The sequence below is a fragment of the uncultured Thiothrix sp. genome, assembly GCF_937876535.1.
In the GTDB taxonomy this organism is placed as follows: Bacteria; Pseudomonadota; Gammaproteobacteria; order Thiotrichales; family Thiotrichaceae; genus Thiolinea.
The window spans coordinates 234,473-255,897 of the sequence record NZ_CALFHZ010000020.1; the positions used below are offsets into that span (position 1 = coordinate 234,473).

The 21,425-nt window shown below is 45.5% G+C and carries 15 protein-coding genes; 5 read left to right on the top strand and 10 right to left on the bottom strand.

Annotated elements, in window-relative coordinates; translation table 11 throughout:
• Positions 1 to 54 precede the first annotated feature (54 nt).
• Entirely contained in the window at positions 55 to 1,566 is a 1,512-nt protein-coding gene (locus Q0230_RS13120; RefSeq protein ID WP_298610603.1) for a YifB family Mg chelatase-like AAA ATPase, read from the top strand.
• A 121-nt stretch (positions 1,567 to 1,687) separates the two neighbouring features.
• On the opposite strand, the gene ttdB is transcribed toward Q0230_RS13120, so the two are convergent.
• From ttdB to Q0230_RS13135, 3 genes are read right to left on the bottom strand one after another with little or no spacing between them, the layout of a single operon-like run.
• A complete protein-coding gene (ttdB, locus tag Q0230_RS13125; protein ID WP_298610604.1) occupies positions 1,688 to 2,296 on the bottom strand; it encodes a L(+)-tartrate dehydratase subunit beta in 609 nt (202 codons plus the stop codon).
• Positions 2,293 to 3,192 (bottom strand): L(+)-tartrate dehydratase subunit alpha, encoded by a 900-nt coding sequence (gene ttdA / locus Q0230_RS13130; RefSeq protein WP_298610605.1) that lies wholly within the window; start codon positions 3,190 to 3,192, stop codon positions 2,293 to 2,295. The genes ttdB and ttdA overlap by 4 nt, the downstream gene beginning before the upstream one ends.
• A 37-nt stretch (positions 3,193 to 3,229) precedes the next feature.
• Positions 3,230 to 4,534, bottom strand: a complete 1,305-nt coding sequence (locus tag Q0230_RS13135; protein WP_298610607.1) for an MFS transporter — start codon at positions 4,532 to 4,534, stop codon at positions 3,230 to 3,232.
• 143 nt (positions 4,535 to 4,677) lie between these two features.
• Between Q0230_RS13135 and Q0230_RS13140 the strand changes: the two genes are divergently transcribed.
• A complete protein-coding gene (locus Q0230_RS13140) occupies positions 4,678 to 5,601 on the top strand; it encodes a LysR family transcriptional regulator (protein ID WP_298610608.1) in 924 nt (307 codons plus the stop codon).
• 2 nt (positions 5,602 to 5,603) lie between these two features.
• Here Q0230_RS13140 and Q0230_RS13145 read toward each other — a convergent pair whose 3' ends face one another.
• The 4 genes from Q0230_RS13145 to Q0230_RS13160 all read right to left on the bottom strand — a co-directional run bounded on the left by Q0230_RS13145 (position 5,604) and on the right by Q0230_RS13160 (position 9,528).
• Positions 5,604 to 6,485 carry a fumarylacetoacetate hydrolase family protein gene (locus Q0230_RS13145; RefSeq protein ID WP_298610609.1) on the bottom strand — a complete coding sequence of 294 codons (882 nt, stop codon included), beginning with the start codon at positions 6,483 to 6,485 and terminating at the stop codon, positions 5,604 to 5,606.
• An 8-nt stretch (positions 6,486 to 6,493) separates the two neighbouring features.
• Complete coding sequence (locus Q0230_RS13150) at positions 6,494 to 7,246, bottom strand: sulfite exporter TauE/SafE family protein (RefSeq protein ID WP_298610611.1); 753 nt, start codon at positions 7,244 to 7,246, stop codon at positions 6,494 to 6,496.
• On the bottom strand, positions 7,247 to 8,203 hold the full coding sequence (locus Q0230_RS13155) for an MBL fold metallo-hydrolase (protein WP_298610612.1): 957 nt from the start codon (positions 8,201 to 8,203) through the stop codon (positions 7,247 to 7,249).
• A 374-nt stretch (positions 8,204 to 8,577) separates the two neighbouring features.
• Positions 8,578 to 9,528 carry a radical SAM/SPASM domain-containing protein gene (locus Q0230_RS13160; RefSeq protein WP_298610613.1) on the bottom strand — a complete coding sequence of 317 codons (951 nt, stop codon included), beginning with the start codon at positions 9,526 to 9,528 and terminating at the stop codon, positions 8,578 to 8,580.
• A 183-nt stretch (positions 9,529 to 9,711) separates the two neighbouring features.
• Between Q0230_RS13160 and metG the strand changes: the two genes are divergently transcribed.
• Together metG and Q0230_RS13170 are read left to right on the top strand one after the other, a co-directional pair.
• Positions 9,712 to 11,748 carry a methionine--tRNA ligase gene (gene metG / locus Q0230_RS13165; RefSeq protein WP_298610614.1) on the top strand — a complete coding sequence of 679 codons (2,037 nt, stop codon included), beginning with the start codon at positions 9,712 to 9,714 and terminating at the stop codon, positions 11,746 to 11,748.
• 85 nt (positions 11,749 to 11,833) lie between these two features.
• On the top strand, positions 11,834 to 14,545 hold the full coding sequence (locus Q0230_RS13170) for a DUF349 domain-containing protein (protein ID WP_298610615.1): 2,712 nt from the start codon (positions 11,834 to 11,836) through the stop codon (positions 14,543 to 14,545).
• A 47-nt stretch (positions 14,546 to 14,592) separates the two neighbouring features.
• Here the strand turns inward: Q0230_RS13170 and Q0230_RS13175 are convergent, their stop codons facing one another.
• Together Q0230_RS13175 and smc are read right to left on the bottom strand one after the other, a co-directional pair.
• Positions 14,593 to 15,294 (bottom strand): cell division protein ZipA C-terminal FtsZ-binding domain-containing protein, encoded by a 702-nt coding sequence (locus tag Q0230_RS13175; RefSeq protein WP_298610616.1) that lies wholly within the window; start codon positions 15,292 to 15,294, stop codon positions 14,593 to 14,595.
• Positions 15,295 to 15,345: 51 nt separating this feature from the next.
• Positions 15,346 to 18,834 carry a chromosome segregation protein SMC gene (gene smc, locus Q0230_RS13180; protein ID WP_298610617.1) on the bottom strand — a complete coding sequence of 1,163 codons (3,489 nt, stop codon included), beginning with the start codon at positions 18,832 to 18,834 and terminating at the stop codon, positions 15,346 to 15,348.
• Between the two features lie 410 nt (positions 18,835 to 19,244).
• Here smc and fnr point away from each other — a divergent pair, with 410 nt between their 5' ends.
• A complete protein-coding gene (gene fnr, locus Q0230_RS13185) occupies positions 19,245 to 19,979 on the top strand; it encodes a fumarate/nitrate reduction transcriptional regulator Fnr (protein WP_298610618.1) in 735 nt (244 codons plus the stop codon).
• Between the two features lie 7 nt (positions 19,980 to 19,986).
• Here fnr and hemN read toward each other — a convergent pair whose 3' ends face one another.
• On the bottom strand, positions 19,987 to 21,372 hold the full coding sequence (gene hemN / locus Q0230_RS13190; RefSeq protein WP_298610619.1) for an oxygen-independent coproporphyrinogen III oxidase: 1,386 nt from the start codon (positions 21,370 to 21,372) through the stop codon (positions 19,987 to 19,989).
• Between the last annotated feature and the right edge of the window lie 53 nt (positions 21,373 to 21,425).

Consider the following 21,425-nt stretch of genomic DNA (forward strand, 5'->3'; position numbering starts at 1 on the left):
ACTACGCGCAAAATTTTTTAAGTATTAAAAATAACAATAATAAAAAATAACCCCATGAGCCTTGCGATTGTCTATAGCCGCACGAATGCCGGCCTTGATTCTCCTTTAGTCAGTGTTGAAGTGCATTTAGCCAATGGCTTACCCAGCTTTTCGATTGTGGGTATGCCAGAAACAGCGGTTAAAGAAAGCCGTGATCGGGTACGTGCCGCGATTATTAATTCAGGTTTAAATTTTCCAGTTAAACGGATTACAGTGAATTTAGCACCAGCGGATATTCCTAAAGACGGTGGGCGTTTTGATTTACCTATTGCCTTAGGTATTTTGGCGGCTAGTGAGCAAATTCCTCAAGAGCAGTTAACCGCTTATGAGTTTGTAGGCGAGTTATCTTTAGGTGGCCATTTGCGCGGGGTACGCGGGGTTTTGCCAACAGCAGTCAAAGCTCATAGTATGCGCCGGAAGTTAATTTTACCGTTAGATAATGCCGATGAAGCTTGCCTCATTAAGGGGTTAAAAGTTTATCCAGCCCGCAATTTGCAAGAGGTGGTTAAGCATTTACAAGGCGCTGAGATTTTGCCACGTTGGGAGCAAGAGGTTCAGGTTCATTCTCAAGCTTATCCGTTCGATCTTGCTGATGTGAAAGGCCAATTTCAAGCCCGACGCGCTTTAGAAATCGCTGCAGCCGGGGGGCATAACTTATTAATGGTAGGGCCGCCAGGGACTGGCAAAACCATGCTGGCTAGTCGTTTAGTCACCATTCTTCCGGATTTAAGTGAACAAGAAGCATTGGAGTCTGCAACTATTGCTTCGATCAGTCATCAGGGCTTTGAGGTCACACGCTGGGGGCAGCGTCCTGTGCGTGAGCCACATCATACTTCTTCGGGTGTAGCCTTAGTCGGTGGGGGTTCACAAGTATTACCCGGTGAAATATCGCTAGCACATAATGGTGTACTGTTTTTAGATGAGCTCACCGAGTTTGACCGCAAAGCTTTAGATACCCTGCGTGAGCCGTTAGAAACCGGCAAAATCACTTTATCGCGGGCAGCACGCCAAGCGACGTATCCCGCACAATTTCAATTAGTGGCAGCGATGAATCCTTGTCCGCAAGGGCGCGCTTGTGATTTTCAAGCAAATTGTGAATGCACACCGGAACAGCAAAAGCGCCACCGTGCGCGCATTTCTGCACCTTTCTTAGATCGGATTGATTTGCAGGTGGACGTTCCACGGGTACGCCAAGAGGATTTGCAATCTTTAGTGGTTGGTGAGGGCAGTGTTGAAGTACGTAGCCGAGTCGAACGAGCGCGCACACGCCAGCAACAACGCCAACACAAGATTAATAATCAGTTGGCAGGTTCTGAGGTCGATCAACACTGTGCCTTAAGCAAAAAGGATCAACATTTATTAAGCCATGCGATGGAGCAATTTAAGCTATCGGCGCGGGCTTATCATCGAATTTTAAAAGTGGCGCGCACGATTGCCGATTTGGCGGAAAGTGAAGGAATTCAGACCAAGCATTTGTCAGAGGCCTTATCGTATCGGGCTTTGGATCGTTTAGCAGCCCTGCGTTAAAATGCATAGAGCTAGCGAGTTGCTAACTCCTGTTTCTCTAAATGCTGATTTTAGGTCGTTTAGCAGCAATAGGCTAAAAATAATGGAGCTAGTGAATTAGCTAGCTCCTGTCATTGACTAATTACTTAATAAACTTCAACTGCTGATTAATTTTGTCCAGAATCGGTTTTTTGCGTTCATTAAAAACCTCTTTATTCTGTGAAATCAGATTATTACCTTGGGTGTCAATCGAGATAATCAGGGGGCCAAACTCCCGTACCCGATTAATCCACAACGTTTCCGGCATACCCAAATCTTGCCATTCAGCGCCTTCAATTTCTTCGACTTTAGTGGCTGCCAGCACTGCACAACCACCCGGAAAAATCGCGTGTACGGCTTTATACTCTTGGCAACCCGCCACAGTTTCAGGCCCCATACCGCCTTTGCCAACAATCAGTTTGACTCCCGTTTGCTTGATAAATTCGCGCTCGAATTTTTCCATACGCATACTGGTGGTTGGGCCAATGGAGACCATTTCAAACTCGCCATCATCTTTTTTGCGCACAATAGGCCCTGCATGGAAAATTGCGCCGCCTTCTAAATTGACGGGTAATTCACGGCCTTGTTCAATGAGGCGGCGGTGTGCTACATCGCGACAAGTGACTAAACGTCCAGTGAGATAGACCACATCACCAACCTTTAAATCAGCCAAATCTTCGTCACGAATCGGTGTGGTTAGCAGCTTTTTCATAGAACCACTCCTTCGTGAGACAGAATGTCGTAGGACATATCCGCATTGATGCGAATTTTACCGCGCCGATGTGCCCAGCAGCCCGTATTGACCGCTACACCAATGGTGGAAGGATGGCGTGCAGACGATTCGATATTTACCCCCATCACGCTGTTATTGCCGGTCAAACCTTGTGGGCCAATGCCAATCTCGTTCAAGCCTTGTTCCAATAATTCCTCCATCAAAGCGGCACGTGGATTGCTACTTTTGGAGTCGACGGGGCGCATAATCGCAAGCTTAGATAAACGTGCAGCGGTTTCCACCGAAGTGGAAACACCCACACCGACCAGCAGCGGTGGGCAAGCATTTACACCACGCTCAGTAATTACATCCATAACAAATTCGGCAACCCCTTCATAGCCTTGACCGGGCATTAAAACCTTGGCAGCACCGGGCAGGGTACAACCACCACCCGCCATATACACATCAATCGTACAACTATCCTTTTCCGGCACAATGCGCCAATCTAACCACGGAATCTGCGTTCCTGTATTGGTTCCAGTATTTTTCTCATCGAAAGTTTCCACTGCATTGTGGCGTAATGGGCCAATACGCGTGGCTTCGGCAGTGGCTTCACTGAGAATTTCCTCCAATTCCCCCAGCAGTGGAAAATTTGCGCCTGCTTCCACGAAATATTGAATCACCCCCGTATCTTGGCAACTGGGGCGGTTTAAACGATCAGCCGCTTCCTGATTGCCTGCCATTGAGTCGTATACCGATCTGGCGAGCGGGTTGGTTTCAAGGGTACGTAATTCGGCTAATTTATGTTTCACGTCTGTCGGCAAGCGTTTGCCGATATAGGCGGTGAATTTAGCCATAGTGTCGGTCAAGGACTCGACGGCTATTTCCTTATTCATAGTCAGTTACTCAATTAGTTAATTTATAAACTGTGGTTCAATGTGCTGTTGCTTCAACAGCAGGCGTTACAACAGGTTTTTGGGTACGTGCTAAAATCAGGGTCAAGATCGCTGACATCACCAATAAACCAGCAACGAAATACAAACCGCCTGCAAAGCTACCGGTTTGATCTTTCACCCAGCCAATCATGGCAGGGCCAGCAAAACCGCCTAGGTTGCCAATCGAGTTAATGGTAGCGATGCCAGTAGCGGCGGCTGCACCCGATAAGAACAGAGTGGGCATACTCCAAAGCGGTGGTTTGGCACAGCTAATCCCGACATTAACCAAGGTCAGCGCTGCAATTAAACCAACAATGCTATTAGCACCTGCTGCCACGACCAAACCAATTGCAGCTGCCACACAGGCAATCACCACATGCCAAGTACGTTCGCCGGTTTTATCGGAATGGCGTGACCATAAAATCATTGCAATCACGGACACAATCGGTGGAATCGCATTCAAGAAACCCACGGTCATGGACGACACGCCTAATTGCTTAATAATTTGCGGAGACCAGATGCCGAGGGTATAGAGACCAGCGGAAGTACCAAAGTAGATCAGGGCTAAAGCAAGCACGCGTGGGTTGGCTAAACCACCTAAGATGCTATGTTTAGCACCCGCAGATTTTTGGGCATTTTCTGCATTCATGGTAGTGACTAGCCAATTACGCTCGTCGTCTTTTAACCATTGAGCTTGTTCAGGTTTGTCAGTCATATAGAAAAACACGGCCACGCCCAACATCAGGGCAGGAATAGCTTCCAGAATAAACATCCATTGCCAACCGTGTAGATTGAGCACGCCTTCCATTTCTAGTAAGAGTGCGGATAGGGGTGAGCCAATTGCGGTAGAAATGGGTGCAGCAGCCATAAAGAAAGCGGTAACACCCGCCCGATGTTGGGCAGGAAACCAATAACTCAAATACAGAATAATCCCAGGGAAGAAGCCTGCTTCTGCTGCACCGAGCAAAAAGCGCATTACATAAAAGCTGGTGGGGCTGTCCACAAAAGCCATACCGGCAGAAATAATTCCCCAAGTGACCATGACCCGCGCAATCCAAATTCGTGCGCCTACTTTGTGGAGAATAATGTTAGACGGTACTTCAAACATGAAGTAACCCCAGAAGAAAATACCTGCACCAAAGCCCAAGATTGAAGCGGTAAAACCCAAATCTTCTTTCATGGTGAGTGCAGCAAAACCAATATTCACGCGGTCGATATACGCGATGAAATACAGCAGCATAATAAAGGGCACAATGCGCCAAGTAATGCGCCGCAGTGTGCGTTTTTCCAGCTCCATTTCCATTAACCTCTCCTCCTAGGTGAAATAATGACCAATTGCTAGCGCTACGGTTTGCAAGGTTCAGGTAGCGTTGAGGAGGAGCTTAAAAGCTTTGGAAAAAGCTAGAAACGCTGTAAAGTTAAAACATTATTGCAAAAAACTTACCAATGAACGCTGACTCCGAACTCGCTTTCTTTTGTCAATTGGTGAAACAAGGTAACCTTGCTTCGACCGCGCGCGAGCTGAATTTGACCCCGCCTGCGGTATCGCGTCGCCTTGCGCAGTTGGAAGAACGCTTGGGGGTACGTTTGTTGAATCGCACTACGCGTAAAGTTAGCCTCACCAATGAAGGCGAGGTGTATTATGAAAATGCGCTGCGGATTCTGAGCGAGATTGAGGAAATGGAAAGCCTCGTTTCCAGTAGTCGCTCTGCACCCAAGGGGTTATTGCGTGTCAATGCACCGCTTGGTTTTGGCCGTTCTTACATTGGCCCTGCGATTTCGGTATTTAGCAAAACTTACCCTGATGTAGAAGTACAATTGCAGCTCACTGATCGCCCCGTAGTTCTGCCAGATGAAGCGATTGATGTAGCGATTCGTTTTGGCGAGTTACCTGATTCACGCTTGATTGCTAAAAAAATTGCCATCAATCGCCGCCTGTTAGTGGCATCACCCATCTATTTGCGCAGTGCTGGCCAGCCCAAATCACCCCATGAATTGACTCAACACCAATGTATTGTTTTGCGCCAAAATGACTCCGCTTATGGCAATTGGCGCTTGAGCCGCGAGCAGCAAACCGAAACCATTAAAGTGCATAGCAAACTGAGCACTAATGATGGCGAGGTCGCGTTAAATTGGGCATTAGATGGACATGGTATCTTGATGCGGGCTGAGTGGGATGTGGCTAAATACTTACGTAGTGGTAGGTTGGTACAAGTGCTGGTTGAGTATGAAACGCCGGCTGCGGATATTTATGCAGTTTACTTGGAACGCCTAAATCTCTCCGCCAAAGTCACTTACTTTGTTAAATTCTTACGTGATTACTTAAGCCAGCACGTTGATCGCCCCAATCCTCATGAGTCGACTTGGTAAACCTAGGTTTGCCCAATCCGATTACGCAACACGCCAATTTTTTCCACTTCGCATTCTACCACATCGTTTGGCTGTAAATATTCGGGTGGATTGCGTGCAAAACCCACGCCGCTGGGTGTGCCCGTCGCAATAATATCGCCTGCTTCTAAAGGCATAGCACGCGACAACGTTGCGATAATTTCTGCGATCTTGAACAGCATATAACGGGTATTGGCATCTTGTTTGGTGACTCTATTCACACGGCAAGCAATCTTGAGGTTTTGTGGATCGGGGATTTCATCTTTAGTGACAATCACGGGGCCAATCGGGCAGCCGCCATCAAGACTTTTGCCGAGGAAATATTGCTTGTGATTGAGCTGAATATCGCGCGCGCTAAGATCATTAATTACGGTATAACCGAATACATAATCCAGTGCATTTTCAGGACTAATTTTGCGGCCGGTTTTACCAATAATCACGCCTAGTTCGGCTTCCCAGTCCAATTGTGAGCAAGTATCGGGATCATAAGGAATGGTGGTTTCATGCCCGATCACACTGGTCACGGATTTGGTAAATACAATCGGATAAGCAGGCTTCTTCGCCGTTTTTCCTGTGAGGTTCAGCGCTTCTTCAATATGCTCGAAATAGTTTAAACCCATGCACATAATATTTTTGTGCGGGCGCGGAATCGGCGCGAGCCATTGCACATCCTTGGCGGCAACTCGCATGTTCGCAGTAACTTGATTTAAAGTGGCATTAAAGTCGGTGTTTTGTTCGATCAGTCTTTGCAAATCTTGCCAGCCAGCTTGCGCGAAAGTAGCGTCGAGCGCGGGTAAAATGAAGTGATCATCTTGCTCAATAAACACATAATTCTGGTTTTGATAACGACAAGTTCCTAACCGCATAAACCCTCCTAAAATCCTTGCCAGCCGTCATACATTAACTTAAGACCTGTCACAAACAGCACGATATACGTAATCTGATAAAACAACTTATCCGATACGCGCTTATGCAAATACACGCCAAGCCCAATCGCAATGGCAGCCAACGGTAACAGCAGCAGCGAGATTTTGAAATTGCCGAAATTTAATTGCCCAAGCAGTGCATAAGGAATCAGTTTGAAGTAATTCACAATGGTGAAAAATAGCACTGTTGTCGCTTGTAACGTGGTTTTATCCAGTTTTTGCGGCAATAGGTAAACGCTCAAAGGTGGGCCGCCCGTGTGGGAAACAAAGCTGGTGAAGCCTGAAGTAAAGCCCCAGAAACGCCCTGCATTTGCCCCCGGTTTATTTTTAATCCAACGTTGCGCCGGTTTAAACCAATTATTTAAAGCAAAGCCGGTGGAAATTAGGCCAATCACAAAGCGAATATGGTCAGCATTCAAATATTGAAAGGTGATTGCGCCAATAATCGTACCGACTAAGGCGGCAGGCACGGTGATTTTGGCGTGCTCCAGTGACCAGCGTCCCCAATAGGCACGCATTGCCATCAAGTCCATCGAGCAAAGCACCGGCAAGAGAATCGCTGCGGCGAGCATGGGCGGCATGACTAGCGCCATAATCGGCACGGCGAGCATACCGAAGCCACCGCCAAAGCCGCCTTTAGAAATTCCAACGATGGTCACTGCAATAAAGGTCAGCAGCCAAGCCTGTAGCGTCCAGTCCATTTAAGCAGCTTTTGCACGACGTTGTAGCCAAACTTCTAAACCTTGACCATTGAGGTCAATGTCGAGCGCTAATAAATCAAGAATTTTTTCCTCGCTGAAACTCACACCATGCGCTTGAGCACTCGCCACTAGATTTTGCGCGATTTTCTCTTGAATGCGTGCCAAACGGCCTTCGGGCTTCGGCTCTTCGCTTAAAGCAATCTCAACCATCGCTTGCAGGCTTTGGCGTAATAAGGGGAATAAACGATCCAATTCGGTCACGCGGCTATAATGGGTGAGCAACATAGCTTTCGGATGTTTGCTTTCGTATTTGACTAGGGTATTTTTCCAACCTTCCGGGTCGAACGCTACCGGTGTGGTGGTGGCAAATAACCAAGCGCCTTTATCGGTATCAAAATCACGGTAGGAAATGCCGAAGGTATCGCCAGTAAACCATGAGCGGGTGCGTTCGTCGAAAATACCGCCATGATGATTGGCATGACCAGGGGTATCATAAAAACCTAATTGACGACCATTGAGGTCAAATTGGAAACCATCTTCTGCGGCAATCAAACGTTCTTTCGGCACAGGTGTTAGCGTTCCATAATCACGGGCAAATACTTCCGCACCATAAACCGCTGTTGCGCCCGCAATTAGTTTTGCGGGATCAATCATATGCGGCGCGCCTTTCGGATGCACAATCATCATTGCATTGGGGCACAAACGCATCAGTTCACCCGCGCCACCCGCATGATCAAGATGGACATGGGTCGGAATCACATATTTCACGTTCTCTGGCTTCAAACCCACCTCCGCCAAAGCTTGCATAATCAAAGGCGCACTGTGATAAGTACCGCTATCCACAAACGCCGCTGCATCACCTTCCACGATCAAATAACAAGCTGCAAACTCATCACGGCACAGCGCAGTATCAATACAATAAATACCCTCACCTAAATCTTGGTAGTGAGCTTGCATGAGGAACTCCTGAATCTAAAAATAGCAGGCATGGTGCAATAAAATGTTTACTAGCTCAAGTAGCGATGGGGGAGTAAAAATGGAGTAGATTGATGAGGGGGAAACAAATAAGGTTTTATAAAATACGCAGGGCTTTATAGTCATAGTCTATTTACTAGAGCTGCAATGACAGGGAAAAATAGTCATATTACCAGTCAACCCAATCCCCTAAAACAAGTGCTCTTATCTTGCCGAACTTATGGATGTGTAGGCTGGACAAACAGGTTTGTATCGTTCTGGAGCAATCAGTGTGAGAGTAAATTATCTGCTTGGCCAAGCAGTCAGCGTATTGATTTTGGTGGTTAATATATGTTCACAAACCAACTGGATTTTAGCTAGATGAGATGTTGGGCATAGCGACTTCCCAATCGATTCGCTAATGATGGCTTTACCACATTAAAGCGGCAGTTAGCACATAAGCCACCTTTTTTAGAAAAAGAAACTAAACCCTTTCGCCATTGGCTAAGTTCTTTGCCTGCATAAATCTGGAAAATATTCAAGTCGCTTTCTAAATCACCAACAATGGCTTTTTGGTGCTGCTCAATATCAGAACGTATATTGCAGCAGGGAATGACATTTCCATTGTAATCAATATATAAGTGCTCAAACGGTGAGAAACAGGGTGCTGTGCGTTGATAATCTTGGAAGATAGGTAAAGTATCACCGCGACTACAGCCGTTTATATCAAAATTGCGTGCATATTGGCGAATGGTTAAGCCTTCAAAATCAAACTCGGCTTCTAGCCATTCACCTTGTTTTTCTTTTACAATAGAGCCACTAAGCCCTAAACGCTCCTGAACTTTAAGCATGGTTTTGCGCATTTTTTCGTGATCATAATGTTCATTATTAGCTAAGTAGATTTGAATATTTAAACTATTAAGACCGGCTGCTTTTAGTTCATGCAAATAAGCGTTATTGAGATAGTCACCATTCGTATTTGTATGTAAATGCGCTTTAGGTAAAAGATTACGTGCTTGCTTAATACGCTCTAGGATAATTTTATCAGCTAAGGGCTCATTATAGCGGCTATAGGATATTTTTCCATCAAACTCAATCTCTGCTAATTGCTCCAAAATAGAAAGATACAGCGCTTCAGGCATATAAATATTGGCAGAGCGCCGATCAATAAATGAATTAGGGCAGAACCAGCAAGTACGATTACAATAAGAAAAGACTTCGATTTCTACTAAATTAACCGAGTGTTTAAACAGTGATTTAGCAGCTTCTAGATTAGCTAAGGTTTTAAAATGTGAGGGCTTAATCTTTAAAAATCTTAGAAATTGCATGGCGTTAATAGGTAATTCAAAGGAGAGTAGGGCTATCTTAGCCTCATTGATGAGAAGAAGTCGATTTACTTGAAGCTGAGAACGAGTAAGGGAAAGACTAGATGTCTCATTGTTTCCGACAAGTAGCACAAACCCCCGCAACCTGTTACCTTATCGCCCTTAGTCAGAAGTCCGAGTCCTGCTATGAAACCAAGAAAAATACTGATTACCAGTGCGCTGCCTTATGCCAATGGCAATATCCATTTGGGGCATATGGTCGAGCATATTCAAACGGACATCTGGGCGCGCTTCCAACGCTTACGTGGGCATGAGTGCTATTACGTGTGTGCGGATGATGCGCACGGTACGCCGATCATGCTGCGTGCAGAAAAAGATGGCATCACGCCACAACAATTAATTGATCGTGTCTATCAAGAGCATACCCGTGATTTTGCGGGCTTTAATATTAGCTACGATAATTACTACACCACGCATTCCGACGAGAATCGCGAGTTTTCTGAGTACATTTATCTAGCAGCACGCACTAGCGGCCACATTGATAAGCGCACCATTCGCCAAGCTTACGACGAACAAGCGCAGATGTTTTTGCCGGATCGTTTCATCAAGGGGGAATGTCCGCGTTGTGGTTCGCCGGATCAATATGGCGATAACTGCGAAGTGTGCGGTGCTACTTATTCGCCCACCGATTTGAAAAATGCGGTTTCAGTGGTATCAGGCACTAAGCCGGTTGAAAAAGAAACTGAACACTATTTCTTCAAGCTGGGTAATTTTGAAGCTTTTCTGCGCGAGTTTCTTCAAAGTGGTGCGGTACAAAAAGAAATTGCTAATAAGCAAATGGAGTGGTTCGAGTCTGATCAAGGCTTGAGCGATTGGGACGTATCACGCGATGCGCCGTATTGGGGCTTCAAAATTCCTGATACCGACGATAAATATTTCTATGTTTGGTTGGATGCGCCCATTGGCTACTTAGCCAGTTTCAAAAATTATTGCTCACGCAGTAGTTTAAATTTTGACGAGTTCTGGAAGGTCGATTCGGAGGCGGAAGTTTATCACTTCATTGGTAAAGATATTGCCTATTTCCATACCTTATTCTGGCCAGCCTTATTAAAGAGTGCGAATCTGCGTACGCCGAGCGCGGTATTTTGTCATGGTTTCGTGACCGTAAATGGCGCAAAAATGTCAAAGTCGCGCGGTACTTTTATTCAAGCGGAAAGTTATTTGCGTCATTTGAATCCCGAATATCTACGCTATTATTTTGCCAGTAAATTAGGTAATAACGTGGAGGATATTGATTTGAATTTGGATGATTTTCAACAACGCGTCAATAGTGATTTAGTCGGTAAGGTGGTGAATATTGCTTCGCGTTGCGCTGGCTTTATTAATAAGCGCTTTGATAATCAATTAACGGCTGAATTACCTAATCCGGCCTTATACCAAGAATTTGCAGCGGCCAGTGAGTCAATTGCTGAGGCCTTTGAAAACCGCCGCTATAGCCAAGCGATCCGCGAGATTATGGCCTTGGCGGATAAGGCAAATCAGTATGTAGACGAACAAAAACCGTGGGCATTGGCCAAAGATGAAAGCAAGCTGGCGGAAGTACAGGCGATTTGTACTCAAGGCTTGAATTTGTATCGCGCCATTATTACATACTTAAAGCCGGTATTACCGCAATTGGCAGCGGATAGTGAAGCCTTCTTAAATGCGGGCGAGTTAACGTGGGCGAGTGTACAAGAGCCATTATTGGGCACAACGATTAATACTTTTAAACCCTTAATGACTCGTGTGGAACAGGCGGCGGTGGATGCCATGATTGAGGATAATAAGCAGGCTTTAGATGCGGCGCAGGCGACTCCTGTGACTCAATCGAAGCATTTAACGGATGACCCGATTAGTGCGCCGATTCAATACGATGATTTTGCGAAACTGGATTTTCGGGTTGCCAAGATTGTGAAAGCGGCAGCGGTGGAAGGTGCGGATAAATTGGTGCAACTCACACTCGATTTGGGTGGTGAGACGCGCAATGTATTTGCAGGGATTAAGTCGGCTTACAATCCGGCTGATTTGGAAGGGCGTTTGACCGTGATGGTGGCGAATTTAGCGCCGCGTAAAATGCGCTTTGGAGTGTCCGAAGGCATGGTATTAGCGGCTGGCCCTGGTGGAAAAGATATTTTTGTTCTCACGCCAGATGCGGGTGCAGAACCTGGTATGCGTGTAAAATAACTTGTTTGCAATGGGCTTGAACTTTATTTGACCTCTCCTCAACTGTGGGTTGGGGAGTATCTACTACAGAAACTTGAGACTTATCATGCTTGGAAGCTTATTTAAACCCAAATGGCAACACAAAGATGCCAAAGTCCGCTTACAAGCGCTAGCCAGTTTAGCTCCAGAAAGCAGTGAGTTAACGAGCCTAGCAGAAAGCGATCCTGATCAAAGTGTGCGTGTGGCCGCGATTGAACGCCTCACACATTTGCCTTTGCTGATTAAATTAGGCAAAGCAAATGATTCTGTGAGTAGTGTAGCCCAAGCGCGTGTGGCTAGTTTGATCCAAACGGATACACGCCAAGATGCTGCGTTGGTCGAGGTTTTCAATTGGTTTAAACAGCAGCCGGATTTAATCACTGCCTTAGCGCAAAATCCTAAGCGGGATGTGAATTTACGTAAATTAGCTGTTGCAGAAATTCATGATCAAACCCTGTTATTAGCGATTGCTGAGCAAGAGATTTCCAAAGATATTCAGTTCCAAGCGGCAAGCCAAATCACTGATTTAGCAACTTTACAGCAACTTGAACGTACTCAAGGTAAGAATAATAAACGTCTACGTCAACTGCTTAAAGAGCGTTTAGATCAAGCCCAGCAAGTTCAACAGCGGCAAGCTAGCTTAGAAAAACTCTGTGCTGATATGGAAGCTTTGGGGAAAGCAGGGCAGTGGGCACAAGATAAAACGCGTCAACGGGTATTAGCACAAGCTTGGAAGCAGCAAGCAGATGTGGGGATGGTGCCGAGTCGTTTAAAACAGCGCTTTGCTGCGGCAGAACAAGATTTCATAGCGCGCTTACAAGTCTATGAAGCTGAGCAAGCTGCACAAGCACCCTTACAAGCAAGTTTCGAGCAATGCCTCCAAGAAGCTGCTGTTTTGCAGAACACGCTCCTGCAGCATCCTGAACAATTAACTTTGGATACGATTGACCAAGGCTTACTGCAACTCCAAGAACGTTGGGTACAAGCCCCACGTTTGCCAGAAAACTTGCAGGCTAATTTAGATAAGCGTTGGATGACGCAGTTTGTGGCTTTAACCGATGCACGGGATGCGGTTGCGAGTGATTTACATGCTTTAGCTGCTTTACAAGAGTGTTGCCAACAAGCGGAGGCTTTGCGCGCTAGTGACAAATTCGTGCAAGCCAAACGCTTAACGGATTTACAAAGCCACTGGACTAAATTAAAGCGTCCTTTGCATTTGCGTGAGGTTGTCAGTGGTTTAGAGAATCGTTTCCATCAAGCGATAAGCAGTTTAACGGCGCGGCTGGAAAAGCAGGCTGCCCAACGTGATCAACTCCTACACGGTTTGCAAACTGATTTGCAGCAAATGGAGGCTGATCTTGAAGCTGAGAAATACGGTGAAGCGATTGATCTGCATCAGAAGTTAAATCATACCTTAAGTGAGGATTTGGATTTGCCAGCGGGTGAGGTGGCGCGGATTAAGCGGCGTTTGCAAGCAGCAACACCCCTGATTTTAGAGTTAAAAGATTGGCGGCGTTGGGGGACAGATCAGGCACGTGAACATTTAATTGAGACCGCTGAGCGTTTAGAACGCGATGAGCTAATGGATCCACAAGCGCGCGCTAAAGAAATTAAAGCCCTACGTGAAGAATGGCGGAAGTTAGGCCAGATGGATCCAGGGCAGCAGCGTAAGCAATGGAAAACCTTTGATAGCAAAGTAACCGCCGCTTATGAAGTGAGTAAGCAATATTTTGCGGAACAAGCAACTCAGCGTGAGACGCATTTGCACGAGCGTGAGAAGGTGTGTACAGCTTTAGAGGCTTTGCATACAGATACTCTTTGGGAGCAAGCGGATTGGCAGGCGATGCAACAGGCGATGAATTATCAGCGTAAAGCATGGAAAGCTTGCGGCACAGTTGGGCATAAAGAATGGAAGCAAATCAATCAGCGCTTTAATGATGCGATGGATGCTTTAGAAGCTAAATTGGCGACTGAGCGTACCCAAAATTGGGCACTGCGGGAGGATTTAATCGCTCAAGCTACTGCACTCTTGGAGCAGGACGATGTAGTAGCTGCTACCGCTCAGGCGAAGGCTTTGCAAGCGCAATGGAAAATTACTGTAGCCGCTCGCCCTAAAGATGAGCAAGCTTTGTGGAAGCAATTTCGCCAACCGATTGATGAATTGTTTGCGCGTCTCAAATCGAGTCGTCAGACGCAACGTTCTGAAACCGAATTGCGTATTGAGCAGAAAGAGCAACTCTGCGCTCAGCTAGAGGCGCTCCAAACTTTAAATGGTGAAGAGTTTACACAAGCTAGTAAGCAAATTGAGGGTTTACGTCAAAGCTTTAATGCGATTCGCGATTTACCTAAGCCTGTTTGGCAAAAGCTAGAAGAACGCTTCCAGCGTGCCGAAAAAGCGCTGCAATTAAAGCGTACTCAATTGCGCTGGCAAGGCAAATTGGCTGAATTAGATCAATTAGCGGCTGAATCCAAAACGCGTAAACAGGCGACTGAAAGCACCCTAGACTTAGCTAGCAATCAAGCAGAAGGTGAGAATCTCTGTCTACAATTGGAAATTCTAATGGATGTGGCAACACCAGAAGCGTTCCGCCAAGCACGTTTGCAATATCAGGTAGCGCATATGTCTGAATCCATGCGCGGCTTAAAAGAGGGCGGTGACTTGCGCGTACAAGCTTTACAATTATTAAAGGCTTGGTATCAGCTTGGGGCGATGTCAGCGGAGGCTTTGGTGAGTCAAGAGGAGCGGATTGCGGCGGTTAGACAGGCCGTAGCAGGTTAAGCTTAAATGATCAAAGGCTGTGCTGATTGCAACACAGCCTAATAGTTCTAAATCATAGCAAAATAAGCGCGTAATTCTTCTTGACTAATCACTTCTTGGTTCTGATTTTTAATGACCCCACCTAATTCGTAATTTAAGCGTTCAGCAGTCTTAACAAAGTCGTGAATGGCTTCACGATTATTAATTGGGCTGGGCAGGTTTAAAATTAGGGATAATCCGGGGGTTGTCTCTTCAGCGATTTGCTCAGGAATTAAAGTCCAAGGCTTGATCCCATTGGCGACATAAAAGAGACTCTTTTCACCTGATTCAGTGAGAATCATCCGGTGATAAACCTCTTTTTCGCCAAACTGTAAGCCAGAATTATCTAGAGCGTTTAAGACCGCACCCCCTTCAAAGTCATCTTGTTCGGCAGCAATGAACATAATTAATTGCGGTGGTAAATCACTGGCTATTTCATGGTTAGTAGGTGCGTCCGTGGAGTCACTAGAACTCATAATGATGGGTCTATGGCTGCCTTTCATGACATCTGCCATATCAGGCGCATTTTCATTAGGTAGTTTGCCATCACGTGCGGGGAAATCAGCAAGGACTGAGGACATTTCGCTGCCATCTTCCGCGGTAATTTGTGTAATAGGTGGCAGCTTACCACTTTGTTTGGGTAAATCTTGACGTGCTCGTCGGCTAGCCCAATAAATAAAAACTAAAGCTAGTAGCCCTATGATCATAATAATCAGGCTTAGTATTTCCACAGTATCATCCTTCTAATTAGCCTTCGATCCATGAAAGGTTTGAGGTTTGTGCTACTCATTAGCCAGTTGAAGAGCTTGTGCCATATCAACGGCCACTAAACGTGATACGCCCGCCTCCCGCATGGTAACACCGATAAGGTTTTCAGCAAGTTCCATAGTGCTTTTATTATGCGTGATGAAGATAAATTGTACTCGCTCTGACATCTGCTTGACCAGCTCACAGAAACGCCCCACATTCGCTTCATCTAAAGGTGCATCCACTTCGTCTAACATACAAAAAGGCGCTGGGTTTAATTCAAAAATGGCGAACACTAAAGCCACCGCTGTTAAAGCTTTTTCACCACCCGACATTAAATGAATACTGGATAAGCGTTTACCCGGTGGGCGCGCCATAATGCTAATGCCAGTGATGAGTACATCAGCGTCAGTCATGGCTAAATAACACTCACCACCCCCAAATAAACGCGGAAACATTTCCTGTAAGCGTTGATTGACTAAATCAAAGGTTTCCTTAAAACGAGCGCGAGTTTCACGGTCAATTTTACGCATAGCGGTTTCTAAGGTTTCAAGCGCCAACACTAAGTCATCATTTTGTTGATCTAAATAGAGTTTACGTTCATTTTGTTCACGATACTCCTCAATCGCCGCCAAATTAATCGCACCTAGGCGCTCAATACTCGCAGTAATTTTGTTTAAGCGCTCACTAATCACGGCACTATCTTGGTTCGCAAGTGCTTCGACTAGCTTGGTGAAATCAAGCCCACTAGGTGCTAATTGTTCTTGTAAATACTGGCTTTGCACTTGATTGGTTTGCCAAGCGAGTTTAAGTTGCTCTAGTTCTGCACGGGCAGTTTCTAATTGGCGCTCATGCTGTAAGCGTAGCTGTTCTTGAGTACGAATCTGCTGCTCAAGCGTTTGCGTTTGTTGGCGAGCTGCATGTAAAGCTTGTTCGTGATTGAGCCGCTGCACTTTAGTGAGTTCTAGCGCAGATGCTAACTTAGCCATTGGTTCGGTTTGTTGTTCTAACTCCCTCAACAGTTGTAAGCGTTGCTCAGCGAGTGAATCTAGGCGTAGTTGTCCGCGTTCCAGTTGCTGTTGACTAGATTGAATTTGGTTTTGGCAGTTTTGCAGGCTCAAGGCTAGCTGTTGGTGTTGATCCTGCCAATGACGCGCTTGGTGGCGGAAGTCTTGCAGTTGGCGTTGTGCTTGTTCTCTAACTAAAGCCAGTTCGTTTTGTTCGGTTGTTAATTGGGTGCGCAAGGCTTCAGCTTCAGCTAAACGTTCTTGAGCACTAGCCAGTTCTAATTGGTATTGGGCTTGCTGTTCGGTTAGTTCTTGTAATTCAAAACTGAGTTGTTCAGTGCGCTGCTGCTGCTGCTTTTGTTGTTGTTTGAGTTGTTGCAGGCGGTTATTTAATTCTAATTCTTGGCGTTGTAAGTGGTTTTGTGCAGATTGAGCTTGGTGTTGTGTCTGCTCTAAGGTTTGTATTTGAGCACGTAATGCTTGGTGTTCATTTTCAGCTTGCTTTAAGGAGCTAGTGACTTGATTAAGCTGTTCAGTTAAAGAGCGAATCGCTTGCTGACGCTCCAGAATACTGCCAGTTGTTGATTGGCTAGGGGCGGTTAGCCAATTTTTTCCTACACAAACCCCAGTGGGCGTTACATAAAACTCGTGTTCTGCTAAGTGCGAGCGTTCAGCTAAAGCCTTGGCTAAAGTAGCACTACAGAGAGCACCTTGTACCAAATAATGTGCACTATTGGGACTAAGTATTTTACTTGCCAAGCTTAATGCTTTTGGCTCAAGTACAGCACTTACTGTTTCAAGCAAACTTAAGCCTGTGTTAGGTAGTTGCTCTAAATCAATCTGCGTTAAATCTTTCACACAGAGTGCTTTTAGGCGTTGAGCTAACACCGTTTCAACCGCTTGCTCCCAACCCGCTTCAACTGCTAGTGCAGTGGCTAAGCTAACTTGGCTATCGAGTTGATGTTCCTGCAGCCAATGCCGATAAGCTTGATCATCCTGCTTTAACGCAGCTTGCTGCAGAGTATTGAGTGCAGACAGTTGTCCTTGCAGAGTTTGTAGTTGTGTGCGTTCTTGTGCGATTTGCTGCTGAAGGTTTTGTTGCTGCTGGTGTTGGGTTTGGAGTTGTGCAATAACTTGTTGGATTTCAGTTTGATTTAAAGCTTGAGCTTCTATAACAGTAGTGAGTTCAAGCGCTAAGCTTGTTATTGAGTCAGTAAATGCTTGCTGGTTAAGCTGATCGAATTCGAGTTGGAAACGTATTAAGCGTTGTTGTGTTTGCTGAAGTTGGCGCTCTAACTGTTCAATGCGTACAGTCTCACTGTGCACTTGGCGGATAGGCTGGGCTAAAGCAGTTTGTAAGGCTTGCCATTGAGTTTGTAAGGCCAAGGTATTGTGCTCAGCCTCTTGTAAGGATTCTTCAATAACAAGCTGTTGTTCCTCTATAGCAGCAGCGTTTGGTAATAATTCGGCTAACTGAGCCTGATTTTTCTGTAGTTGGCTTAGATCTATTTGTTGATGCGCTAAAGTTTCGGACAGGCTTTGTTCTAAACGTTGTAAACTTTCCTGCTGACGTTGTTGGCTTTCTTGTTGATAGCGAATACTTTGCTCAAGCCGGCCAATTTCTGCACCTGCTTCATAATAATGCCCTTGGGCAAGGCTTAGGGTTTCAGTGGCTTGAGAAAATTCTAGACGCAGCCCTCCAATCAACTCAGCAATGAGTTGAATGTGTGCCAGCTCGGTCTGCTGCTGATTTGAAGCTTGATTTAATTCGCTAATTAATTGCTGAGCAGAGTTTTTCAAAACCTGCAATTGTGCGGCGGTATGTAAAGCTTCTAAATGGTGTTGTTCTAGACGGAGCTCGCGAAAGCGTTCAGCTGTTTTGGCTTGTTTATCAAGCTTCTGTAGTTGCTTGTCTAGCTCTTCAAGGACATCAGTTAAGCGCTCGAGGTTTTCACGAGTGTGTTGAATACGCGTTTCGGTTTCACGCCGCCGTTCTTTATAGCGCGAAATGCCAGCCGCTTCCTCTAAAGTGACACGCAACTCCTCAGGCTTCGCTTCTATCAAGCGTGAAATCATCCCTTGTTCAATAATTGCGTAGCTACGGGGGCCTAAACCTGTACCCAGAAAAATGTCAGTAATATCACGCCGTCGACAGCGGGTACCATTTAAGAAAAATTTAGAGCTACCATCACGGCTGACTTGGCGCTTGATAGCAATTTCAGCGTACTGTGCATAAGCGCCGAGTAGAGTACCCGCACTATTGTCAAAGACTAGTTCGACTGAAGCGACACCAACGGGTTTGCGGGCGGAAGATCCATTAAAAATGACATCATCCATCGATTGACCACGCAAAGTCTTCGCCGAGCTTTCGCCCATGACCCAGCGTACTGCATCAATCGTATTTGATTTGCCACAACCATTGGGTCCTAAAATACCGACTAGGTTACTAGGTAGATTTAAGGTAACGGGATCAACAAAGCTTTTGAATCCGGCTATACGAATTTTACTTAGACGCACGGTTAGTGAGGTTTAGTTTGTTGGGGGTGACTGAGGAAAGCGTGTAAGAATGAGCTAAAAAGCAGATTTTTGCAAATAACAGAAATAAAAAAGCGGACCCGAGGATCCGCAGAAGACTTTAAGGAAGCTGGTCGCTACAATGCAACTCTTGTTGTTATGTGGCTGGATCTCAGACCTTCCATTCAATCTTGAATCCATGGGCGCAGTATAGGTGGAGTTAAATTAACAACGCTTGAACCCATTAAAAATTTTTATAATTTTTGTTTAACTAAACTGGCTAAGCGATTTTCAGTCTTTAAAGCTGGGTTTGGCTGCACCGCACAACGGTAAAGCTTGATCTAAATCAAGCATTCCTTTACCCTGCGAATAAGAAAAACTTGAGTGTTTCAACTGCTTCGGAGGCAAGGGTGATGTCTGCTAGCCGTGTTCCTATTAATAAAAAAGCTACTGTTGCCTGTAATAATTGCAGTTTGAGTGATTTATGCTTGCCGCGTGGTTTAACTAAAGATGAATTAGCTAGGCTAGAGTCGGCTATTGATAAAACCTCTAAAATCAATAAAAAAGATTACTTGTATCGTCGAGATGATCCGCATCAAGCTATTTATGCAGTCAAATCCGGTTCAATTAAAACCTCTTTATCAACTTTAGATGGTGAAGAGCAAATCTTAGGTTTCTACTTGCCTGGTGATTTGGTCGGTTTTGATGCCTTTGCCAATAGTAAACATAGCTGTGATGCGCAAGCCTTAGAGGATACTTTTGTTTGCGAGCTAAATATGGATTCCTTCCATGAGCTTTGCGGCAGCATTGCGAGTATGCGTAATGGCATGATGCGTCAAGTGGGAATGGAAATTGGCCGTGAGCATCAATTGCTACTAACTTTAGGGCAAATGCGCACTGAAGAACGTTTAGCCACCTTCTTAACAGGTATTTCTGAGCGTAATCAATCGCGCGGTTTTTCAGGCCGTGAATTCTATTTACCGATGCCGCGCCATGATTTAGCCAATTATTTAGGTATGGCGGTGGAGACTTTAAGTCGTATGTTTTCGCGCTTACAAGAAGATGGTATTATTAGTGTCAATCACCGTCTCATTGAAATTTTAGCACCTGAACGTCTCAAAGGTTTAGGTCATCATCAGTGCCGCTAATCTCAAACTAGATCACTTTAGAAAACCGCTGAGTCGTCGATGCTTGTTTTAAACTAGCATCGAAAACCATACAAATATTCCGGACTAAAAAGCGTCCACGGGGCGTAATCGTGAGTGTACTACCCTTAATTTCTAGTAGCTGATCGGCTTGCATACTCGCTAATTGTTCGAGTTCACTTTTGAAGTAGTTCGCTGCCTTGATTTCAAATTCATGCTCCACGGCTTTTAAATCCACCGCAAATTGGCAAGTGAGTTGCTGTATAATATAGCGGCGAATATGATCATCTTCAGTAAGAGTAATGCCCCGCGTCACTGCTAAATGCCCTGCATCTAAAGCTGCATAGTAAGCTTCTGTCGTTTTTTCATTTTGACTATAGCAATCAGCGACATTGCTGATAGCACTAACACCCATTGCTACTAAATCGCAGTCTGCATGGGTGGTATAGCCTTGGAAATTGCGATGTAGGCTACCTTGCTCTTGGGCTAAGGCTAGTTCGTCAGTGGGTTTGGCAAAATGGTCCATGCCAATATACACATAACCTGCTGTAGTGAGTTGTTGTACAGCATGTTGCAGAATGTGGAGTTTCTCTTCGCTACTAGGCAGCTCCTCGCTCTTGATCCGGCGCTGCGGCATGAACAAGGTTGGCAAGTGAGCGTAATTGAACAGTGAAATTCGATCCGGTGACCAAGCAATGACGGTATCTAGCGTTTGGCTGAAGCCCGCTAAAGTCTGTAAAGGCAAACCATATATCAAATCAATACTGATGGATTTAGCACCCTGCGCACGGCAAGTTTGAATAATTTCTAGAGTTTGTTCAGTCGGCTGAAGACGATTTACAGCGCGTTGTACACGTTCATCAATATCTTGTACGCCTAAACTAAAGCGGTTAAAACCTTGCTCACGTAATAACTGAATCGTTGCAGCACTGACTGAGCGGGGATCAATTTCAATCGAATAGTCGCCACTATCATCCGTTAACAGATTAAAGTGTTGGCGAGTTTTAGTCATCAAAGTAACGATTTGTTCATGATTCAAAAAAGTTGGAGTACCACCGCCCCAATGCAGCTGCTTGACGCAGCGATCAGGGTCATAAAGAGCAGCTTGTAATTCTATTTCACGAAACAAATACGCTAGATAAATACTGGCTTGTTCACGATTTTTCGTGACGATTTTATTGCAAGCGCAGTAAAAGCAAACTGTGGCGCAGAAGGGAATGTGAAAATATAAAGATAAGGGTAGGGGAATTAAATCTTCATTACTCTGCCGTGCTTGACTCATATAGTCAGTGGCTGAAAAATCTTTAAAAGAAACCGCAGTGGGGTAAGACGTATAACGCGGCCCCGCAATGTCATAACGGCGTATCAAGTCTGGGTCAAAACTTATACTTTTCATACTGAACCTCGACAAATACGTACAGGGTTTAAAGAGCAGTCGCTCGCTAGACG